The 19,430-nt window shown below is 70.2% G+C and carries 17 protein-coding genes; 10 read left to right on the top strand and 7 right to left on the bottom strand.

Annotation, left to right across the window (positions count from 1 at the left end):
* Window positions 1-4: 4 nt before the first annotated feature.
* From ACZ7OO_RS38635 to ACZ7OO_RS38620, 4 genes are all read left to right on the top strand, one after another.
* A complete protein-coding gene (locus ACZ7OO_RS38635) occupies window positions 5-2,149 on the top strand; it encodes an acetate--CoA ligase family protein (protein ID WP_471512144.1) in 2,145 nt (714 codons plus the stop codon).
* 123 nt (window positions 2,150-2,272) lie between these two features.
* Window positions 2,273-3,661 carry an OFA family MFS transporter gene (locus ACZ7OO_RS38630; RefSeq protein ID WP_471512143.1) on the top strand — a complete coding sequence of 463 codons (1,389 nt, stop codon included), beginning with the start codon at window positions 2,273-2,275 and terminating at the stop codon, window positions 3,659-3,661.
* 1 nt (window position 3,662) lies between these two features.
* Window positions 3,663-5,060, top strand: coding sequence for an OFA family MFS transporter (locus tag ACZ7OO_RS38625; RefSeq protein WP_471512142.1), 1,398 nt, complete (start codon window positions 3,663-3,665; stop codon window positions 5,058-5,060).
* A gap of 330 nt (window positions 5,061-5,390) precedes the next feature.
* Complete coding sequence (locus ACZ7OO_RS38620; RefSeq protein ID WP_471512141.1) at window positions 5,391-5,798, top strand: hypothetical protein; 408 nt, start codon at window positions 5,391-5,393, stop codon at window positions 5,796-5,798.
* A gap of 25 nt (window positions 5,799-5,823) precedes the next feature.
* On the opposite strand, the gene ACZ7OO_RS38615 is transcribed toward ACZ7OO_RS38620, so the two are convergent.
* From ACZ7OO_RS38615 to ACZ7OO_RS38600, 4 genes are all read right to left on the bottom strand, one after another.
* Complete coding sequence (locus ACZ7OO_RS38615) at window positions 5,824-6,501, bottom strand: GntR family transcriptional regulator (RefSeq protein ID WP_471512140.1); 678 nt, start codon at window positions 6,499-6,501, stop codon at window positions 5,824-5,826.
* 128 nt (window positions 6,502-6,629) lie between these two features.
* Window positions 6,630-7,577: a beta-ketoacyl-ACP synthase III gene (locus ACZ7OO_RS38610; protein WP_471512139.1), complete on the bottom strand. Its 948-nt coding sequence runs from the start codon at window positions 7,575-7,577 to the stop codon at window positions 6,630-6,632.
* Between the two features lie 158 nt (window positions 7,578-7,735).
* A complete protein-coding gene (locus ACZ7OO_RS38605) occupies window positions 7,736-7,870 on the bottom strand; it encodes an MFS transporter small subunit (RefSeq protein ID WP_358919897.1) in 135 nt (44 codons plus the stop codon).
* Window positions 7,845-9,173, bottom strand: a complete 1,329-nt coding sequence (locus ACZ7OO_RS38600) for an OFA family MFS transporter (protein WP_471512138.1) — start codon at window positions 9,171-9,173, stop codon at window positions 7,845-7,847. Before ACZ7OO_RS38600 ends, ACZ7OO_RS38605 begins: the two co-directional genes overlap by 26 nt.
* 264 nt (window positions 9,174-9,437) lie before the next feature.
* Here ACZ7OO_RS38600 and ACZ7OO_RS38595 point away from each other — a divergent pair, with 264 nt between their 5' ends.
* Genes ACZ7OO_RS38595 through fdhD form a run of 5 tightly spaced genes read left to right on the top strand, consistent with a single transcriptional unit; the run spans window position 9,438 to window position 15,888 of the window.
* Window positions 9,438-10,409, top strand: coding sequence for a 2-dehydropantoate 2-reductase (locus ACZ7OO_RS38595; protein WP_471512137.1), 972 nt, complete (start codon window positions 9,438-9,440; stop codon window positions 10,407-10,409).
* Window positions 10,406-12,352 (top strand): molybdopterin oxidoreductase family protein, encoded by a 1,947-nt coding sequence (locus tag ACZ7OO_RS38590; protein WP_471512136.1) that lies wholly within the window; start codon window positions 10,406-10,408, stop codon window positions 12,350-12,352. The genes ACZ7OO_RS38595 and ACZ7OO_RS38590 overlap by 4 nt, the downstream gene beginning before the upstream one ends.
* Before the next feature lie 5 nt (window positions 12,353-12,357).
* Window positions 12,358-14,175, top strand: coding sequence for an NADH-ubiquinone oxidoreductase-F iron-sulfur binding region domain-containing protein (locus ACZ7OO_RS38585; RefSeq protein ID WP_471512135.1), 1,818 nt, complete (start codon window positions 12,358-12,360; stop codon window positions 14,173-14,175).
* The gene (locus ACZ7OO_RS38580; RefSeq protein WP_471512134.1) at window positions 14,172-15,032 is read left to right on the top strand and encodes a 2Fe-2S iron-sulfur cluster-binding protein; all 861 of its coding nucleotides are present in this window, start codon (window positions 14,172-14,174) and stop codon (window positions 15,030-15,032) included. Before ACZ7OO_RS38585 ends, ACZ7OO_RS38580 begins: the two co-directional genes overlap by 4 nt.
* Window positions 15,033-15,039: 7 nt before the next feature.
* Entirely contained in the window at window positions 15,040-15,888 is an 849-nt protein-coding gene (gene fdhD / locus ACZ7OO_RS38575; RefSeq protein ID WP_471512133.1) for a formate dehydrogenase accessory sulfurtransferase FdhD, read from the top strand.
* Window positions 15,889-15,959: 71 nt separating this feature from the next.
* Here fdhD and ACZ7OO_RS38570 read toward each other — a convergent pair whose 3' ends face one another.
* The gene (locus ACZ7OO_RS38570; protein ID WP_471512132.1) at window positions 15,960-16,784 is read right to left on the bottom strand and encodes a LysR family transcriptional regulator; all 825 of its coding nucleotides are present in this window, start codon (window positions 16,782-16,784) and stop codon (window positions 15,960-15,962) included.
* A 139-nt stretch (window positions 16,785-16,923) separates the two neighbouring features.
* Here ACZ7OO_RS38570 and ACZ7OO_RS38565 point away from each other — a divergent pair, with 139 nt between their 5' ends.
* The gene (locus tag ACZ7OO_RS38565) at window positions 16,924-17,643 is read left to right on the top strand and encodes an SDR family oxidoreductase (protein ID WP_471512131.1); all 720 of its coding nucleotides are present in this window, start codon (window positions 16,924-16,926) and stop codon (window positions 17,641-17,643) included.
* A gap of 4 nt (window positions 17,644-17,647) precedes the next feature.
* Here the strand turns inward: ACZ7OO_RS38565 and ACZ7OO_RS38560 are convergent, their stop codons facing one another.
* Window positions 17,648-18,175, bottom strand: a complete 528-nt coding sequence (locus ACZ7OO_RS38560; RefSeq protein ID WP_471512130.1) for an isochorismatase family protein — start codon at window positions 18,173-18,175, stop codon at window positions 17,648-17,650.
* A gap of 146 nt (window positions 18,176-18,321) precedes the next feature.
* Window positions 18,322-19,371 (bottom strand): bile acid:sodium symporter family protein, encoded by a 1,050-nt coding sequence (locus tag ACZ7OO_RS38555; RefSeq protein ID WP_471512129.1) that lies wholly within the window; start codon window positions 19,369-19,371, stop codon window positions 18,322-18,324.
* Window positions 19,372-19,430 lie beyond the last annotated feature (59 nt).

Here is a 19,430-nt window from a genome sequence, read left to right as displayed (position 1 = left end):
CGTGATGGCAGAGGACCGGGAACTGCGGGTCCGCGCGCTGCTCGACTCCGTGCGCGCCGAGGGCCGCAGTGCCCTCACCGCGCCCGAGGGCAAGGTGGTCGCCGACGCGTACGGGATCGCCGTACCGGGCGAGGAGCTGGCGACCGACGTCGACGAGGCGGTGGCGTACGCGGCCCGCTTCGGCGGCCCGGTGGTGATGAAGATCGTCTCGCCGGACATCCTGCACAAGACCGACGCGGGCGGGGTGATCGTCGGAGTCGAGGGCGCGGCGGACGTGCGGGCGGCCTTCCACCGGATCGTCGAGAACGCGCGCGCCTACAACGCCGATGCGCGCATCGAGGGCGTCCAGGTCCAGGAACTGCTGCCGAAGGGCACGGAGGTGATCGTCGGCGCGGTCACCGACCCGACGTTCGGGAAGGTCGTGGCGTTCGGGCTCGGCGGGGTGCTGGTCGAGGTACTGAAGGACGTGACCTTCCGGCTCGCGCCCGTCTCCGCCGACGAGGCGCTGTCCATGCTGGACTCCATCAAGGCGGCCGAGGTGCTGCGCGGGGTGCGCGGACAGGCCGGGGTGGACCGGTGGGCGGTCGCCGAGCAGATCCGGCGGGTCTCCCAACTGGTCGCGGAGTTCCCGGAGATCGCCGAGGTGGACCTCAACCCCGTGATCGCCACACCCGAGGGCGCGGTCGCCGCCGACATCCGCATCATCCTCGCGGAGAAGCAGTCGCCACCGCGCAGGAAGTACTCGCGCGACGAGATCCTCACCTCCATGCGCCGGCTGATGCAGCCCCGCTCGGTCGCCGTGATCGGTGCCTCCAACGAGCAGGGCAAGATCGGCAACTCGGTGATGCGCAACCTCGTCGACGGCGGCTTCGCCGGGGAGATCCATCCGGTGAACCCCAAGGCCGATGACATTCTGGGCCGCAAGGCGTACAAGAGTGTCACGGACGTTCCCGGTGAGGTGGACGTGGCAGTCTTCGCCATTCCCGCCAAGTTCGTGGCAGCGGCACTGGAGGAGGTGGGCCGGAAGAGGATCCCCAACGCCGTCCTGATCCCCTCCGGTTTCGCGGAGACCGGCGAGCACGAGCTCCAGGCCGAGATCGTGGCGATCGGCGAGCGGTACGGCGTCCGGCTGCTCGGCCCGAACATCTACGGCTACTACTCCACCTGGCAGGACCTGTGCGCCACGTTCTGCACGCCGTACGACGTGAAGGGCGGGGTGGCGCTGACCTCGCAGTCGGGCGGTATCGGCATGGCGATCCTGGGGTTCGCCCGCACCACGAAGACGGGTGTGTCGGCGATCGTCGGCCTCGGCAACAAGTCGGACCTGGACGAGGACGACCTGCTGACCTGGTTCGGCGAGGACCCGCACACCGAGTGCATCGCGATGCACCTGGAGGACCTCAAGGACGGCCGCGCCTTCGTCGAGGCGGCGCGGGCGACCATACCGAAGAAGCCGGTCGTGGTCCTCAAGGCCGGCCGTACGGCGGCCGGTGCCAAGGCGGCCGGCTCGCACACGGGGGCCCTCGCGGGCGACGACGCGGTGTACGACGACATCCTGCGGCAGGCCGGAGTCATCCGCGCGCCGGGCCTGAACGACATGCTGGAGTACGCACGCGGCCTGCCGGTGCTGCCGGCCCCGCAGGGCGACAACGTCGTGATCATCACCGGCGCGGGCGGCAGCGGTGTCCTGCTGTCCGACGCGATCACCGACAACGGGCTGACCCTGATGGAGATCCCGCCGGACCTGGACGAGGCGTTCCGCCGCTTCATCCCGCCCTTCGGAGCCGCGGGCAACCCGGTGGACATCACGGGCGGCGAGCCGCCGTCGACGTACGAGGCGACGATCAGGCTCGGTCTCGAGGACCCGCGCATCCACGCACTGGTCCTCGGCTACTGGCACACCATCGTCACCCCGCCGATGGTGTTCGCGGAGCTGACCGCGCGCGTGGTCGCGGAGTTCCGGGAGCGGGGCATCGAGAAGCCGGTCGTCGCCTCGCTCGCGGGGGACGTCGAGGTCGAGGAGGCCTGCCAGTACCTCTACGAGCGGGGGGTCGTGGCGTATCCGTACACGACCGAACGGCCGGTGGCCGTGCTCGGCGCCAAGTACCGCTGGGCGCGGGCGGCCGGACTGCTGGGGGGCGGCTCATGACCTAGCCGAGGAAGGGGCCGGCCGGCGGTGCGCTGCGGCCGGCCCCGGGACCCGTGCGCGCACGAAAGGCATTGGACAGGGGGCGCTGGCCAGAGCTTTCGACGCAAGGGGTGCAGAAAGAACATGTCATCCATCGACCTAACGGCGTCCGTCCCCTTCAGGGAGGTGACGGACCGCAACGGCCGCACATACCGGATCGGCGAGACCGACGTCGATCTGATGGGCCGGCCACGCAAGTGGATGGTCATCCTGCCCTGGGTGGGCATGATGGGCATCAGCTCCGCCGAGTACGCGTTCACGTCGGCGGAGGACACGCTGCACGAGGTGCATCTGTGGAGCAGCGGGCACATCTTCTGGCTGATGGGCGTCTGGGTTTTCTTCCAGGCGGCCGTGGCCTTCCCGGCCGGGCAACTGCGGGAGAGCGGACGGCTCCTCGCGCGAACGGCCATGCTGATCGGCGCGGTCGGCACGCTGCTGGGCTATGTGGCGCTGGCGTTCGCGCCGAACGTGGTCGTCGCCTATCTCGGCTTCGGCATGTGCAGCGGTATCGGAGCCGGCCTGGTCTACGCGACTGGCGTGAACATGGTCGGCAAGTGGTATCCGGAGCGCAAGGGCGGCAAGACGGGCTTCGTGAACGGCGGTTTCGCCTACGGGTCCGTGCCGTTCGTGTTCCTCTTCACGTCCGTGCTCGACCTGAGCAACTACAAGGTGCTGCTCTCCGCGGTCGGCGTCGGACTGTGTCTGGTGGTGGCGTCGGCCGGCTGGTTCTTCAAGGACCCGCCGAAGAACTGGTGGCCGCCGCACGTCGATCCACTGAAAGTGACTCGGGATCCGCGCATACGCCGGGCACTGGAGAAGAACCCCCCGGCCGTCAAGCAGTACACCCCGAAGGAGGCCGCCCGTACGCCCGTCCTGTGGATGATGTGGTTCTGTCTGCTGTGCACGGCGGGGATCAACATCTTCGGCATCGCCTTCCAGGTGCCGTTCGGCAAGGACATGGGGTTCGCGGGCGGGATCGTCGCCACCGCGATGTCGTTGAAGGCGATCGTCAACGGCACCGGGCGCGGGGTCATCGGCTGGATATCCGACCGGTACGGCCGCCGCAACACCCTGATCATCGTCTGCATCGTGCTCGGCAGCGCGCAGTTCGGTGTGCTGGTCTCCGGCCAGATGGGCAGCATGCCGTTCTTCCTGTTCTGCTCCATGGTCTCGGGCTTCGGCGGAGGGGCGATCTTCCCCCTCTTCGCGGCCATGACGGCGGACTACTTCGGTGAGAACAACAACGCCACCAACTACGGGATGGTCTACAGCTCCAAGCTGATCTCCGGCCTGGTGGGCTCCGGTCTGGGCGCGGTCGTCGTGGGTGAGTGGGACTACCACGGCGCGTTCGTGCTCGCGGGCTCCGTCGGCCTGGCCTCCGCAGTTCTGGCCCTTTTCCTCAAGGCACCGGGCAGGCCCAGCGCCCGGCGCATCGTCCCCAACCCGCATCCGCTCGGCGAGGAGATGGCGTGACATGACGGCAGACCCTGTAGCCACGAACAGCACCGGCGCCGAACGGCGTCCGTACCGTGAAGTGACAGACGCCCGCGGCCGCGTCTACCGGATCGGCGAGACCGACCGGGACATCCTCGGCCACTCCCGCAACTTCATGGTGTATCTCCCGTGGGTGGCCATGATGGCCATCAGCGTCTTCGAGTACGCGTACGGCTCCGCGGAGGACACCCTGTCCCACGCGCACGGCTGGACGCAGTCCAACACCTTCTGGATCCTGAGCATCTGGGTGTTCTTCCAGGCCGGCATCGCCTTCCCGGCGGGCTGGCTGCGCGAGAAGGGCATCCTGACCGCACGCCGGGCCATGTACACCGGGTCCGTGATGTGCCTGGTCGGCTTCCTGGCCCTCTCCCACATCAGCGAGATATGGCTGGCGATCATCGGCTTCGGTGTGATCGGCGGTCTCGGCTCCGGCCTGGTCTACGCGACCTGCATCAACATGGTCGGCAAGTGGTTCCCCGAACGCCGGGGCGCCCGCACGGGATTCGTGAACGGCGGCTTCGCGTACGGCTCGCTGCCCTTCATCTTCATCTTCAACTACGCCTTCGACACGGCCAACTACCACCGCGTCCTGGACCTGATCGGCGTCTACGTGCTGGTCGTGGTCCTGGTCACGGCGTTCTTCTTCAAGGACCCGCCGAAGAACTGGTGGCCGGCCGACATCGACCCGCTCACCCACTCGGGCGACACCAAGAACGCCACGGCTTTCGCCAAGAACCCACCTGCGGTACGGCAGTTCACTCCGAAGGAGGCGATCCGCACCGGCATGCTCCCGCTGATGTGGATATCCATCGTGATGACGGCGGGCGTCTCGATCTTCGGTATCTCGTTCCAGGTGGACTTCGCCAAGGACGTCGGCTTCGGCCCGCTGGTCGCGGCCTCCTCCATGGGCGTGATGGCGGTCATCAACGGCATCGGCCGGGGAGTGGTGGGCTGGCTCTCCGACCGCCTCGGCCGGAAGCCGACGCTGGTCTTCGTCATAGTCGTCCTGGGCCTCGCCCAGTTCGGTGTGATCTGGGCCGGTGACGTCAAGAGCGAGTGGCTCTTCCTGTTCTTCGCCTTCCTCTCCGGGTTCGGCGGCGGCGCCTTCTACCCCCTCTTCGCCGCCCTCACCCCGGACTACTTCGGCGAGAACTACAACGCCACCAACTACGGCCTGGTCTACAGCGGCAAGCTCGTCAGCGGCCTCTTCGGCGGCGGCCTCGGCTCCATGGTGGTCGGCGCCTGGGGCTACAACGGCGCGTACGCCCTGGCCGGCGGCATCTCGATGCTGGCGGCGGCGGTAGCCCTGCTACTACGGCAGCCGGGCCGGGGAACGAGCGAGAAGGTGGGTGCGGTCCAGCCACAGACGGCTACCTGACGGTTCCCTCCTGCTCCTGTATCGCGGCGCCACGATCACGTCGTGTCCGGCGGTGCGACGGGCCCTGGGTCACCGATGACCGGGGCTCGTCGGCCTGTCGGCCGGCGGCACCGGGAGATCTCCGCGGAACCGGTTGAGCGGCCGACCGTCCACGAGGAGGCGTAGATTCCCGGCGAGGCCAGGCTGAGCCTGAGCCCGGACGGCCGGCACCTGCTCTCCGTCGGCTGGCTCTGGCAGCCCTTCGGTACGGCCCAGGTCCACGACACGGCGCTCGAGCTCACCGACCCCGGCACCCTGGACGGCGAGGGCGTACTGCCGATTGCGGCGGTGATGAACGGCGAGGTGACGGCGGGCTGCTGGCTCGATGCCGACCGGCTGGTCCTGGCGACGGGGGCGGAGGAGTGGGACGAGGAGGAGCAGGCCGGTCTTCCGGCGCGTCACCTCGGGGTGTGGTCGGTGTCCGGGGGACGCTGGCTCCGCCATCGCGCCGTCGACGCCGAGCCGGGTGTTCTGCTGCTGCCCCGCGGCGAGCAGGTAATCTCGTTCTCCGGGCACCGGCGCCTGCTCGACACGGCCACCGGGGTCGTCGTCGCGGAATGGCCCGAGGTGAGCGTGCCGCTCAAAGCCGGGTGCTTCGGCCACCGCCACGTCCCGACCTCCGTCGCCGCCCTCCACCCCGACGGCACCCGGCTGGCCGTCGCTCAGGTGGAAGGCATCGCCCTCATCACGCTGCCGTGAGCCGGCCGAGCGTGCATCAGCCGGGTCAGGACTTCGCCCGCTCGTGGTACGAGCGTCGCGTGTGCTCCGTGTGTTCGCGCATCAGGCGGGTCGCCAGCTGTTCGTCGCGGGCCGTGATCGCCGCTATCAGTTCGCGGTGTTCGATCCAGGACTGGCGGCCTCGCTGGCGGGCCACCGGGGTGTAGTACCAGCGGACCCGGCGGTCGACCTGGGCGGCTAGTTCGGCGAGGACCGTGTTGCCGGCCAGGTCCATGATCTTGGCGTGGAAGGCGGCGTTCAGGGCGACGGCCCCGTCCACGTCGTCCGCGGCGACGGCCTTCTCGCCCTCGGCGCACAGGGATTCCAGCGCGGCCACTCCCGCGCTGCCCGCGTTGGCCGCCGCCAGTCGCGCCGCCTCGGCCTCCAGCAGCGTTCGCACCGTGAGGAGCTGGTCGGCCTCGTCCTCCGTGGGCTCGTGGACGAAAGCGCCCTGCGCGGGACGCAGATCGACCCAGCCCTCGGTGTTCAGCCGCTGCAGCGCCTCGCGCACCGGCTGCCGGGAGACGCCGAGGTGGCCGGCGAGTTCGCTCTCGACGAGGTGCTGGCCGGGCTGGAGGGCGCGGGTGGTGATGAGTTCGAGCAGCGCCTCGTAGACGCGGTCGCGCAGCGGGCCGGGGCGTTCGAGCTTGGGCACCGCACCCTGCGGCAGTCCGGCTGACAACATCGGATCCCCCTTCGCAGACACCCGTTACGAGCGGACACTCAGTATCGATTGTCTTTCGTCTACAGTCTACGGCGCACAACTGCCAGGGGAAGCGGGAGTTGACCACGTCACACCACGGACCGCGCCCCTCAGGGACACCGCACGACCTGCCCCGCGTACGACAGGTTGCCGCCGAAGCCGAACAGCAGGACCGAATCGCCGCTGGAGACGCGGCCCTGCTCGACCAGCTTGGACAGTGCGAGCGGGATGCTCGCGGCCGAGGTGTTGCCCGATTCGGTGACGTCCCTGGCGACCACCGCGTTGACCGCGCCGATCTTCTGCGCGAGCGGCTCGATGATCCGCAGGTTGGCCTGGTGCAGCACGACCGCGGCGAGGTCGACGGGGTCCACCCCGGCCCTCTCGCAGGCGCGCCGGGCGATGGGCGGCAGCTGGGTGGTGGCCCAGCGGTAGACGCTCTGCCCCTCCTGCGCGAACCGCGGCGGGGTGCCCTCGATGCGTACGGCGTGGCTCAGCTCGGGGACGGAACCCCACAGCACCGGCCCGATCCCGGGCTCCTCGCCCGGCCCGCATGCCTCGACCACGGCCGCGCCCGCCCCGTCGCCGACCAGCACACAGGTCGTACGGTCGGTCCAGTCCGTCACCTCGGACATCTTGTCGGCGCCGATGACCAGGGCACGGGTGGCGGCCCCGGCCCGTACGGTGTGGTCGGCGGTGGCGAGGGCGTGGGTGAAGCCGGCGCAGACGACGTTGACGTCCATCGCGGCGGGCTGCGGGACACCGAGCCGGGCGGCGACGCGTGCGGCGGTGTTCGGGGAGCGGTCGATGGCGGTGGAGGTGGCGACCAGGACCAGGTCGATGTCACCGGGCGTGAGACCGGCGGCGGCCAGGGCCTTGGCCGCGGCGTGCGCGGCGAGTTCGTCGACGGGTTCGTCGGGCCCCGCGATGTGCCGGGTGCGGATGCCCACCCGGCTGCGGATCCACTCGTCACTGGTGTCGACCAGGCCCGCCAGGTCCTCGTTGGTGAGCACCTTGGCGGGCTGGTAGTGGCCGACGGCGGCGATGCGCGAGCCGTTCATGGGTGGTGGGTCCCCCTCGTTGCATGTGTGGGCCCACCAGTCTGTTCAGTGACTCACGGGTACGACGGCATGTAAGGCCACAGGAAACGGGCGCCCGAGTTGTCGGCTTCTTGCAGACCCTCGGACGCCCGGGCATTCTCCTGCTTCAGCCCTTCGGTTCACCCGTTGAACAGCTGTGTGGCCTTCTGTACGAGTTCGTACACTCCATAGGCGAAGGGCGCGCCCACCCAGAGCCAGGCGACGGCGATCAGCCACCGCCGGTCGGGCTCAGGCTGGCTGCTGTCGTTCGACATCGACGGCCTCCCTGGGTGCGGGGATGTGGTGGCGGACGTTGACGGGCCGGACCAGCTCGTTGGCGACGAACCCGATGACGAGCAGTCCGATCATGATGCCGAAGGAGAGGGTGTACAGGTCGGAGCCGTGCTTGCCGGCGTTCTTCTGGTGGTCGGCGATCCAGTTGACGATCAGCGGCCCGAGCACACCGGCCAGGGACCAGGCGGTGAGCAGCCGGCCGTGGATCGCGCCGACCTGGTAGGTGCCGAAGAGATCCTTCAGATAGGCGGGGACGGTCGCGAAGCCACCGCCGTAGAAGGAGAGGATCACCAGGGCGCAGAGCACGAACAGGGGTTTCGACGAGTCCCCGAACAGGGCGATGAGCAGGTACATCACGGCGCCCACACCCAGGTAGACGCGGTAGATGTTCTTGCGGCCGATCAGGTCGGAGGTGGACGACCAGCCGATGCGGCCCGCCATGTTGGCGGCGGACAGCAGGGCGACGAACCCGGCCGCCGCGGACACCGTCACCGGGGTGGAGCTGTCGGCGAAGAAGTCCGTGATCATCGGGGCGGCCTTCTCCAGGATGCCGATGCCGGCGGTCACGTTCATGCAGAGCACGACCCACAGGCACCAGAACTGCGGGGTGCGGATCGCGTTGTTCGCGGAGACCTGCACGCCTTCGAAGGCGCTCGGCGCGTCCGCGACCGGCTTCTCGGTGCGCGGTACCCGGATCAGCAGCACGCCAAGGGTCATGAAGACGGCGTACGCCAGTCCGTGCACCAGGAAGGCGAGGGCGATGCCATCGTTGTCACTGCCGAAGGACGAGAGCATCTGCGCGGACCAGGGCGAGGCGATCAGCGCGCCACCGCCGAAGCCCATGATGGCGATGCCGGTGGCCATGCCGGGCCGGTCCGGGAACCACTTGATCAGGGTGGAGACGGGCGAGATGTAGCCGATGCCGAGGCCGATGCCGCCGACGAAGCCGTAGCCGAGGACGATCAGCCAGTACTGCTTGGTCTCGGCGCCGAGCGCGGAGATCAGGAAGCCGGTGGAGAAGCAGACCAGGGCGACCGTCATGGCCCAGCGCGGCCCGTTGCGCTCGACGAGGGTGCCGCCGAACGCGGCCGACAGACCTAGCATCACGATCGCGAGCTGGAAGGGCAGCGCGCTCTCGGTGCCGCTGAGGTTCAGCGCGGATTCAAGCGGGGGTTTGAAGACGCTCCAGGCGTAGGCCTGGCCGATGGAGAGATGGACGGAGAGGGCGGCGGGCGGGACGAGCCAGCGGCTCCAGCCCGGCGGTGCTACAGGGGGGCTGCTCATGAATCCCGAACGGTAGGGCCCCCTCAGGGTGTTGAGAACCCGAGGACTCGATCGTATGCGTTGAACGGTATCCAGAACGCGCCGAACGGTCACTGTCGGAACCCTTGTCGCCCTCGACTCCATACTGTAGACAATATTTCGTCGACATAATTCGGCCGAAGCTCCACACGATCCGGCCCACAGCAGAGGCCACGACAGAGGCCAAGTCCGAGGCCAAGTCCGAAGCCACCTCCGCGGTATCCCTCAAACCGAACGGAGTGTTCCGTGAAAGTCGCAGTCCTCGGCGCCGGTGCGATCGGCGCCTACGTCGGCGCCGCGCTCCACCGCGCGGGCGCCGATGTGCATCTCATCGCCCGTGGACCCCATCTGGCGGCCATGAGGCAGTACGGAGTACGGGTGCTGAGCCCGCGCGGTGACTTCACCGCGCACGCCCACGCCACTGACGACCCGGCCGAGGTCGGCCCGGTCGACTACGTCTTCCTGGGCCTGAAGGCCAACTCGTACGCGGCGTGCGGGCCGCTGATCGAGCCGCTGCTGCACGAGCGGACGGCGGTGGTCGCCGCCCAGAACGGCATCCCCTGGTGGTACTTCCACCGGCACGGCGGCCCCCACGACGGCCACCGCGTCGAGAGCGTCGACCCGGACGGCACCGTCAGCGCCGTACTCGCCCCCGAACGCGCTCTCGGCTGCGTGGTGTACGCGGCCACCGAGCTCGAAGCCCCCGGCGTGGTACGGCACCTGGAAGGCACCAGGTTCTCGGTCGGCGAGCCCGACCGCAGCGTGTCCAAGCGCTGTCTGCGGTTCAGCGAGGCCATGCAGACCGGCGGCCTGAAGTGCCCGGTGGAGCCCGACCTGCGCAACGACATCTGGCTCAAGCTGCTCGGCAACATCTCCTTCAACCCCATCAGCGCGCTGGCCCGCGCCACGATGCGGCAGATGTGCCTGCACGGCGGCACCCGGCGGGTCATCGAGATCATGATGCGGGAGACGCTCGACGTCGCCGAGGCGCTCGGCTGCGAGGTCGGGGTCTCCATCGAACGCCGGCTCGCGGGCGCCGAGAAGGTCGGCGACCACCGCACCTCCACGCTCCAGGACCTGGAGCGCGGCAAGCCGCTGGAACTCGACGTGCTCCTCGCGGCCGTAGTCGAACTGGCGGAGATCACCGGCGTCGAGGTGCCCACCCTGCGCACCGTGCACGCCATCTCGGACCTGCTCGCACTGAGGAGCGCCGCATGAGGAGTACGACCGGCACGAAGAGCACCCGGAAGCGTGAACCGAAGACCTACACCCGGCTCACCCACCCCCTGATCCGGGACTCCCGCGACGAGCCGTTCCGGCAGGCGAGCTGGGAGGAGGCCCTGGACCGCGCGGCCCGCGGCCTGGACCGCAACCGCGACGCGTTCGGGATGTTCTCCTGCGCCCGCGCCACCAACGAGATGAACTACGTGGCGCAGAAGTTCGCCCGGGTGGTGATGGGCACCAACAACGTCGACTCCTGCAACCGGACGTGTCACGCCCCGAGCGTGGCCGGCCTGAGCGCCGCCTTCGGCTCCGGCGGCGGGACCTCCTCGTACGAGGAGATCGAGCACACCGACGTCATCGTGATGTGGGGCTCCAACGCCCGCTTCGCGCACCCGATCTTCTTCCAGCACGTGCTGAAGGGGATCAGGAACGGCGCCCGGATGTACGCCGTCGACCCGCGGCGCACCTCGACCGCCGAGTGGGCGGAGGGCTGGCTCGGGCTGAACGTGGGCACGGACATCCCGATGGCGCACGCGATCGGCCGGGAGATCATCCACGCGGGGCTGGCCAACGAGGCGTTCATCGAGCGGGCGACGAGCGGCTTCGAGGAGTACAGGGCGCTCGTCGAGCCGTGGACGCTGTCGCTGGCGGAGAAGGTGACGGGCGTACCGGCCGCCGCGATAAGGGAGTTGGCGCACGCCTACGCCCGCGCCGAGCGCGCCCAGCTCTGCTGGACCCTCGGCATCACCGAGCACCACAACGGCACCGACAACGTCCGCGCCCTGATCAACCTCTCCCTGCTCACCGGCCAGGTCGGCCGCTACGGAGCGGGGTTGCAGCCGCTGCGCGGTCAGAACAACGTGCAGGGAGGCGGCGACATGGGCGCCATCCCCAACCGCCTGCCCGGCTTCCAGGACATCCTCGACCCCGACACCCGGCTGAAGTTCGAGTCGGCCTGGAATACGGTCATCCAGCCGCACTACGGGCTGAACCTCACCGAGATGTTCGAGGCGATGGAGGAGGGCACGCTCAAGGCGGTCTACTGCATCGGCGAGAACCCGGCCCAGTCGGAGGCCGACAGCGAGCAGGCGATGCGTCGGCTGAGGTCCCTCGACTTCCTGGTCGTCCAGGACATCTTCCTTACGAAGACAGCCGAGTTGGCGGACGTCGTACTGCCGGCGACCGCGGGCTGGGCGGAGACCGAGGGCACCACCACCAACAGCGAACGGCGGGTCCAGCGGGTGCGCCGGGCCGTGACCCCGCCCGGCGAGGCCCGTGAGGACATCGACATCATCTGCGACCTCGCCACCCGGCTCGGCCACGACTGGAAGTACGCCGACGCGGAGGCCGTCTGGAACGAGCTGAGGTCGGTCTCCCCGGACCACTACGGGATGACGTACGACCGGCTCGTCGAGCACCACGGCATCCAGTGGCCGTGCCCCAGCACCGACCGCCTCGAACCGGCCTATCTGCACGGCAGGTTGTGGGAGAAGGACCCGGACCGGCGCGGGATGCCGGCCCCCTTCGGGCTGGTCCAGCACGATCCGCCGGTCGACCTCACCGACGAGGAGTACCCCGTGCGGCTCACCACCGGGCGGCGGCTCGACTCCTACAACACCGGGGTGCAGAGCGGCGGTTACGCCTCCCCGCTGCGGCGCGGCGAGTACATCGAGCTGTGCCCGGAGGACGCCGAGCGGTACGGGGTCACGGTCGGCGAGGAGGTCCGGGTGTCCTCGCGGCGGGGCTCGGTGGTGGCCCCGGTCTGGGTCGACACGGCACTGCGTCCCGGTCTCGCCTTCATGACCATGCACTTTCCCGACGAGGTGGACACCAACCAGCTGACGATCGAGGCCAACTGCCCGATCGCCGGGACGGCGGAGTTCAAGGCGTCGGCGATCCGTATAGAGAAGCTCCCGGTCGCGACCATCGTGAGGTGACGTAAGTGGACCTGCACTTCGGCGACAGCAAACCGACGGACGAGGAACGGGCGGCTGTCGACGCCCTGTTGGGCCCTCCGGAGTCCTCCTGGGAGGGCGCCGACCGTTCCGACGCCGACCTGAGGTGGGCACGCGGGGGCCGCGAGGCCCGGGACCGCCGCGATCTGCTGTTGCCGGGGCTGCACGCGATCAACGACCGCGTCGGCTGGATCAGCGAGGGCGCCCTCGACTATCTGTGCCGGCGCCTGACGGTCCCGCCGGCCGAGGCCTACGGCGTGGCCACCTTCTACGCGATGTTCTCCGTCAAGCCCCGCCCGGCGACCGTCCTGCACGTCTGCACGGACCTGGCGTGCGCAGCGGCGGGGGCTCCGGAACTCCGCGCCGGCGTCGAAGAGGGTCTCGGATCCGGAGTTCATCTCGAACGCAGCCCCTGCCTGGGCCTGTGCGAGCGCGCTCCGGCCGCCCTCGCGATCCGGGCCGGGGACCCGGTGCGTACGGCGGTGGCGGCGCCGGCGACCGTGGCCGGTGCCGTCCTCGCGGCCACCGCGCCCGACTCGGTACCCGCGGAGCCGGCAGCCGCGACGGCGGTACCCCAGGCCGGTCACGAGGGCCTCGTCCTCCTCAAGCGGGTCGGTGTGGTCGACCCGTCCTCCCTCGACGACTACCGCTCCCACGGCGGCTACACCGCCCTGCGCCAGGCCTTCGGCCTCGGGCCCGCCGGGGTCATCCGCGAGGTCACCGACTCGGGTCTGGTCGGACGCGGTGGCGCCGCCTTCCCCACCGGCCGGAAATGGCAGGCCACGGCGTCCCAGCCGGACCATCCGCACTACCTCGTCTGCAACGCCGACGAATCCGAGCCGGGCACCTTCAAGGACCGCGTGCTCATGGAGGGCGACCCGTACGCGCTGGTGGAGGCGATGACGATCGCGGCGTACGCGACCGGCGCGCACCGGGGCTTCCTCTACATCCGCGGCGAGTACCCGCGGGCGACACTCCGTATGCAGCATGCGGTCGACCAGGCCCGCTCCCGTGGTCTCCTCGGCGAGGACATCCTCGGCCAGGGCTTCGCCTTCGACATCGAGATCCGGCGCGGTGCGGGAGCGTACATCTGCGGTGAGGAGACGGCCCTGTTCAACTCCATCGAGGGGTACCGGGGCGAGCCGCGCTCGAAGCCGCCGTTCCCGGTGGAGAAGGGACTGTTCGGCAAACCGACGGTCGAGAACAACGTGGAGACGCTGGTCAACGTCCTGCCGATCCTGACCATGGGCGCCCCGGCGTACGCGGCGATCGGGACCGCCAAGTCCACAGGACCCAAGCTGTTCTGCGTGTCGGGGAGCGTGGCCCGCCCCGGCATCTACGAGCTCCCCTTCGGTGCCACGCTCGGCGAGCTCCTCCACCTCGCCGGAGTCCGGGACGGCTTGCGGGCTGTACTGCTCGGCGGGGCCGCGGGCGGCTTCGTACGGCCGGACGAACTCGGCATCCCGCTCACCTTCGAGGGCACCAGGGAGGCGGGCACCACGCTCGGCTCGGGCGTGGTCATGGCCTTCGACGACACCGTGCCGCTGCCCCGGCTCCTGCTCCGCATCGCCGAGTTCTTCCGGGACGAGTCCTGCGGGCAGTGTGTCCCGTGCCGGGTGGGGACGGTCCGGCAGGAGGAGGCGCTGCACCGGATCGTCGCGCGCACCGGCGCCGGCGCGGCCGATGACATCGCGCTGCTGCGCGAGGTCGGCCGGGCGATGCGGGACGCCTCGATCTGCGGTCTCGGCCAGACCGCCTGGAACGCCGTGGAATCCGCCATCGACCGTCTGGGGGCATACGAATGACCGTCACACCGCTGGGCATCCCGCGCCGGCTGCTGGAATTCACCCTCGACGGCCGGCAGGCGCGGGTCCCGGAGGGCTCGACCATCCTGGACGCCTGCCGGGCGGCCGGGACGGACGTCCCGACGCTGTGCGAGGGCGACACCCTGCGCCCGAAGAACGCCTGCCGGGTGTGCGTGGTCGAGGTGGAGGGTTCCCGGGCCCTGGTGCCGGCCTGCTCCCGCAAGGCCGAGCCGGGGATGGTCGTGAGCACCGGCAGCGAGCGCGTCCGGCACAGCCGCAGGATCGTCCTGGAGCTGCTGGCCTCCTCGGTGGACCTGTCGACGACCCCGCGCGTCGCCGAGTGGCTCAAGGAGTACGAGGCTAAACCCGACCGCTTCGGCCCCGACGCGGCCCGGCTCAACGAGGAGCCCAAGGTCGACAACGATCTGTATGTCCGCGACTACGACAAGTGCATCCTCTGCTACAAGTGCGTGGACGCCTGCGGCGACCAGTGGCAGAACAGTTTCGCGATCTCCGTCTCCGGGCGGGGCTTCGACGCCCGGATCGCCGTGGAGCACGACGCCCCGCTGACCGACTCGGCCTGTGTCTACTGCGGGAACTGTGTGGAGGTGTGCCCCACCGGGGCGCTGTCGTTCAAGTCGGAGTTCGACATGCGGGCGGCGGGTACCTGGGACGAGTCGCGGCAGTCGGAGACGACCACCGTGTGCGCGTACTGCGGTGTGGGCTGCAACCTCACGCTCCATGTGCAGGACAATGAGATAGTCAAGGTCACCTCGCCGCACGACAACCCGGTGACCCACGGCAACCTCTGCATCAAGGGCCGTTTCGGCTACCAGCACGTACAGAACCGGGGCTGATCAGAACATGGGACGAGTCACGGAACGACGCAAGGTCATCCGCATCCGCGACGGAGCGGTCTCCGCCCGGCCGGACACGCTCGTCGCCGAGGAACCGCTGGAGATCAGACTCAACGGGAAACCCCTGGCCATCACGATGCGCACGCCCGGCGACGACTTCGCGCTGGCGGCCGGGTTCCTGGTGAGCGAAGGTGTCCTGGCGACCGCCGACGATCTGCAGAACATCGTCTACTGCGCCGGGGCGACGGTGGACGGGTCCAACACCTACAACGTCGTCGACGTACGGACCACGCCGGGCGTCAGGCTCCCCGACTTCACCCTTGAGCGCAACGTCTACACCTCCTCGTCCTGCGGGCTGTGCGGCAAGGCGAGCCTCGACGCGGTGCGTACGACGGCTCGCTGGCCGATCGCCGACACTCCCCCGGTCCGGGTGGAACCCGAGCTGCTCGCGAGCCTCCCCGACCGGCTCCGCGCGGCCCAGCAGGTGTTCGACCGGACCGGGGGGCTGCACGCGGCGGCCCTGTTCACCGAGGAAGGGGAGCTGGTGGACATCCGGGAGGACGTCGGCCGGCACAACGCGGTCGACAAACTGGTCGGGCGGGCCCTGCAGAACGGCTCCCTGCCGCTGTCCCGCGCGATCCTGCTGGTCTCCGGCCGGGCCTCCTTCGAGCTGGCGCAGAAGGCGGTGATGGCGGGCATTCCGCTGCTGGCGGCCGTCTCCGCGCCGTCCTCGCTGGCGGTGGACCTGGCGGCGGAGACCGGGCTGACCCTGGTCGGCTTCCTGCGGGGCAGCAACATGAACGTGTACGCGGGCGAGGACCGCATCGCCCTGCGGGCCGCGGCCGCCCAGGGCTGACCGGCTCCCCGCGGCACGGCGGCGGGGCCCCGACCGGCGGGGAGCGCCCCCTGCGCCGCAGGGGCCCCGCCTCAGTCGGGCACCGCGACGCCCGCCGCGGCCTCGGCGAACGCGGCGATCAGCGGGGAGCGGCGGCCGGCCGCCCAGGCCAGCAGTACCCGGTCGGGGTCGGCGTCGGTGACCGGGACGTAGGCGATGTCCGGGCGGGAGTACTGCTCGGCGACCGACCGGGGCACCATCGTGATGGCGGTGCCTGAGGCCACGCACTCGAACTTCTCCTCGATGGTGCGCAGCGGCAGGTCGCCCGGGCGGGGGTCGTTGTAGCGCACCCACTGCTCGCCCTTGAGGTCGGAGAGTGAGATCTCCTGCTTCCCGGCCAGCCGGTGCCGGTCCGGGAGCATGGCCACGCGGGACTCGCTGTACAGGGGGCGCAGTTCCAGTCCGTCCTGCCGGACCGGCTGCCGTACGTAGGCGATGTCGACGGTGCCGTCGAGGATCAGTTGCTCCTGGTCGTCCCACTCGACCCGGCATGCCTTGGCCTCGACGTCCGGATGGGCCGCGGTGAAGGCGCGCAGGGCCTGGGTGACGACGACACCGGCGCGGAAGCCGACGACGAGCCGCCGCCGACCGCGTGCGGCCTGCAGGACGCGGCGCCGGGCGCCGTCGGCGACCGTCAGCAACTGGCGTGCGTCGTCGAGGAGTTGGTGTCCGGCGTCGGTCAGGGTCACGCCGTGGCTGTCCCGTACGAACAGTTCGGCGCCCAGGTCCTTCTCCAGCGCGCGGATCTGACGGCTGAGCACCGGCTGGGCGATGTGCAGCCGCTCGGCCGCCCGGCCGAAGTGGAGGGCTTCGGCGACCGCCACGAAATAGCGGACCTTGCGCAGATCCAGGTCCATGAGCACGGCCCCTTTCCCGGGTGGCGATGCCTTCAGGGTATCGCCACCCGCGGAAGAGGTCTTGGACGGACGATGCCGCCGGGTCGCAGGCTGGAAGCGTCCGAACGGGACAGAACACCAGCTTGGAGAAGGGTCGGTCATGGGTCTGCAGGGACAGCGTGTCGTCGTCATTGGAGGTACGTCGGGCATCGGGCTCGCGGTCGCCGAGGGCGCGGCGCGGGAGGGCGCGCGGGTGGTCGTCGCCTCGCGCCGGCAGGAGAGCGTGGACGCGGCACTGAAGGTGCTGCCCGAGGACGCCGAGGGCCACGTGCTGGACGCCACGGACGAGGACGCGGTGCGTGGCTTCTTCGCGGAGATCGGCGGCTACGACCACCTGGTGTTCACGGCGGGTGACTCGCTGCTGCTGGAGACGGTGGCCGAGACGAGCGTCGGAGCGGCCCGCCGCTTTCTGGACACCCGTCTGTTCGGCGCGTACACGGCGGTGAAGTACGGCGTCGGGACGATCCGCCCGGGTGGTTCGGTGGTGCTGACCACGGGAACGGCGGGGCAGCGGCCGATGCCCGGTTCGAGTGTCGCGTCCGCGCTGTGCGGGGCGATGGAGTCGCTGACCCGGGCGCTGGCCGTGGAGCTGGCGCCGGTGCGGGTCAACGTGGTCTCGCCGGGAGTGGTGCGGACCGAGCTGTGGCGGACGCTGCCGGAGGCGGTCAGGGAGGAGCTGTACCGGTCGTCCGCCGAGTCGCTGCCGGTGGGGCGGATGGGCGAGCCGGCGGATGTCGCGGAGGCGTACCTGTACCTGATGCGCGGGGGGTACAGCACCGGGTCGGTGGTGGTCGTGGACGGGGGCGGAATGCTGGTCTGAGCGGTCAGGCGGGGGTGAGGCGTATGTCGGCGGCGGTCACGACCGTGCCCAGGCGCGGGAAGTCGAGCCGGACGGACGCCTCGTGCTCGGCAGCTGTGAAGGCGGCCATGGCGTCCGCCACGAAGACCAGGTCGTAGCCGAGGTCGGCGGCGGCGCGGGCGGTGGACTCGACGCCGAGGTTGGTGGCGATACCGCCGAACACCAGGCGGGTGACGCCGAGCCGCCGCAGCCGGGCGTCGAGTTCCGTGCCCTGGAAGCCGCCGATGGTGCGCTTGACGATCTCCACGTCCCCTTCCCTGCGGAGTCCGGCCACCAGTTCGCTGCCCGGCGGCTGCTCGGCGAGCGCGGGCCGTTCGACGCGGAGGAGCACCACGGGTGCGCCGGCCGCGCGGAAGGAGCGGGCCAGCTCCTCGGCGGTGTGCAGGACTTCGGTGCCCTTGCGGGGCTCCAGGGGCAGCGCGACGATGCGGTCCATCAGGTCGACGAGAACGAGGGCGGTGTGCGCCGGATCGAGCGCCAGGGGTGCGGTCATGACGGAACGTTAGCCGTCATCAGCCGTCCGTACCGGAAATCCGGATCAACAGGCCCGTGAACTGGTCGCGTTCGGCAGCCGACAACACGGGTGACCGAGTCCAGGGCCGGCCTCGGAAAGGCCGTGCCGCCCCCCTGGCCGACGACTCAGCGGCCGCGGGTCCCGGTGCCGACGGCGGGCCGTGACTCCGCCGCGGGAGCGGCGGGGGGCACGGCGTCCTCCTGGGCCTCCGGGTCGTGGGCGCGGCGCTTGGCGATGACCGCGCACACCATGAGCTGCATCTGGTGGAAGAGCATCAGCGGCAGCACGGCCAGCGAGGCATGGGCGCCGAACAGGACGCTTGCCATCGGCAGTCCGGAGGCGAGGGACTTCTTCGAGCCGGCGAACTGGATGGCGATGCGGTCCCCGCGGCCGAAGCCGAGCGCCTTGGCGCCGTACCAGGTCAGGACGAGCATCACGGCGAGCAGCACCGCCTCGACGGCGAGCAGCCCGGCCAGCCGGACGGCGCTGACCTGGTGCCAGATGCCCCGGACCATGCCCTCGCTGAACGCGGTGTAGACGACCAGCAGGATCGAACCGCGGTCGACCAGACCGAGGACCTTCTTGTGCCGGGCGACGAACTCACCGATCCAGGGGCGCAGCAGCTGTCCGGCGACGAACGGCACCAGCAGCTGGAGGACGATCTTGACGATCGAGTCGGCGGAGAAGCCGCCGCCGCTGCTGCCGAGCAGGCCGGCGGCGAGCAGCGGGGTGAGGACGATACCGATCAGCGAGGAGAAGGAACCGGCGCAGATCGCGGCGGGCACGTTCCCGCGGGCGATCGAGGTGAAGGCGATCGACGACTGGATGGTCGAGGGCACCAGAGTGAGGAAGAGGAGGCCCTGGTAGAGCGGATGGGAGAGGAGCACGGGCACCAGACCGCGGGCGGCCAGGCCGAGCACCGGGAAGATCACGAAGGTGCAGACCAGGACCGTGACGTGGAGCCGCCAGTGCCGCAGTCCGTCGACGGCCTCGCGGGTGGAAAGGCGGACGCCGTAGAGGAAGAAGAGGAAGGCGATCGCGGCCGTGGAGGCGCCGGAGGCCACGTCGGCTGCGGTGTCCCGGGCCGGGAGGAGCGCGGCGATGCCCACCGTCCCGAGCAACAGCAGGACGTACGGGTCGATCGGCAGCCAACTTGGCCAGCTCAGGCGTTTCACGGTGCTCCACTTGCGGTCGGTCAATGGTGTCGGGCCGGCGCGTGCGCCGGGCTCTCTCC

This window comes from Streptomyces sp. NPDC111744 (assembly GCF_055634995.1).
This window is presented reverse-complemented; position numbering and strand designations above follow the sequence as displayed.

What these genes read in the sequence shown, in the direction of transcription:
- ACZ7OO_RS38635 (WP_471512144.1), top strand. Translation starts at nt 5, where the DNA reads ATGGCAGAGGACCGGGAACTGCGGGTCCGCGCGCTGCTCGACTCCGTG.
- ACZ7OO_RS38630 (WP_471512143.1), top strand. Translation starts at nt 2,273, where the DNA reads ATGTCATCCATCGACCTAACGGCGTCCGTCCCCTTCAGGGAGGTGACG.
- ACZ7OO_RS38625 (WP_471512142.1), top strand. Translation starts at nt 3,663, where the DNA reads ATGACGGCAGACCCTGTAGCCACGAACAGCACCGGCGCCGAACGGCGT.
- ACZ7OO_RS38620 (WP_471512141.1), top strand. Translation starts at nt 5,391, where the DNA reads ATGAACGGCGAGGTGACGGCGGGCTGCTGGCTCGATGCCGACCGGCTG.
- ACZ7OO_RS38615 (WP_471512140.1), bottom strand. Translation starts at nt 6,501, where the DNA reads ATGTTGTCAGCCGGACTGCCGCAGGGTGCGGTGCCCAAGCTCGAACGC.
- ACZ7OO_RS38610 (WP_471512139.1), bottom strand. Translation starts at nt 7,577, where the DNA reads ATGAACGGCTCGCGCATCGCCGCCGTCGGCCACTACCAGCCCGCCAAG.
- ACZ7OO_RS38605 (WP_358919897.1), bottom strand. Translation starts at nt 7,870, where the DNA reads ATGTCGAACGACAGCAGCCAGCCTGAGCCCGACCGGCGGTGGCTGATC.
- ACZ7OO_RS38600 (WP_471512138.1), bottom strand. Translation starts at nt 9,173, where the DNA reads ATGAGCAGCCCCCCTGTAGCACCGCCGGGCTGGAGCCGCTGGCTCGTC.
- ACZ7OO_RS38590 (WP_471512136.1), top strand. Translation starts at nt 10,406, where the DNA reads ATGAGGAGTACGACCGGCACGAAGAGCACCCGGAAGCGTGAACCGAAG.
- ACZ7OO_RS38580 (WP_471512134.1), top strand. Translation starts at nt 14,172, where the DNA reads ATGACCGTCACACCGCTGGGCATCCCGCGCCGGCTGCTGGAATTCACC.
- fdhD (WP_471512133.1), top strand. Translation starts at nt 15,040, where the DNA reads ATGGGACGAGTCACGGAACGACGCAAGGTCATCCGCATCCGCGACGGA.
- ACZ7OO_RS38570 (WP_471512132.1), bottom strand. Translation starts at nt 16,784, where the DNA reads ATGGACCTGGATCTGCGCAAGGTCCGCTATTTCGTGGCGGTCGCCGAA.
- ACZ7OO_RS38565 (WP_471512131.1), top strand. Translation starts at nt 16,924, where the DNA reads ATGGGTCTGCAGGGACAGCGTGTCGTCGTCATTGGAGGTACGTCGGGC.
- ACZ7OO_RS38560 (WP_471512130.1), bottom strand. Translation starts at nt 18,175, where the DNA reads ATGACCGCACCCCTGGCGCTCGATCCGGCGCACACCGCCCTCGTTCTC.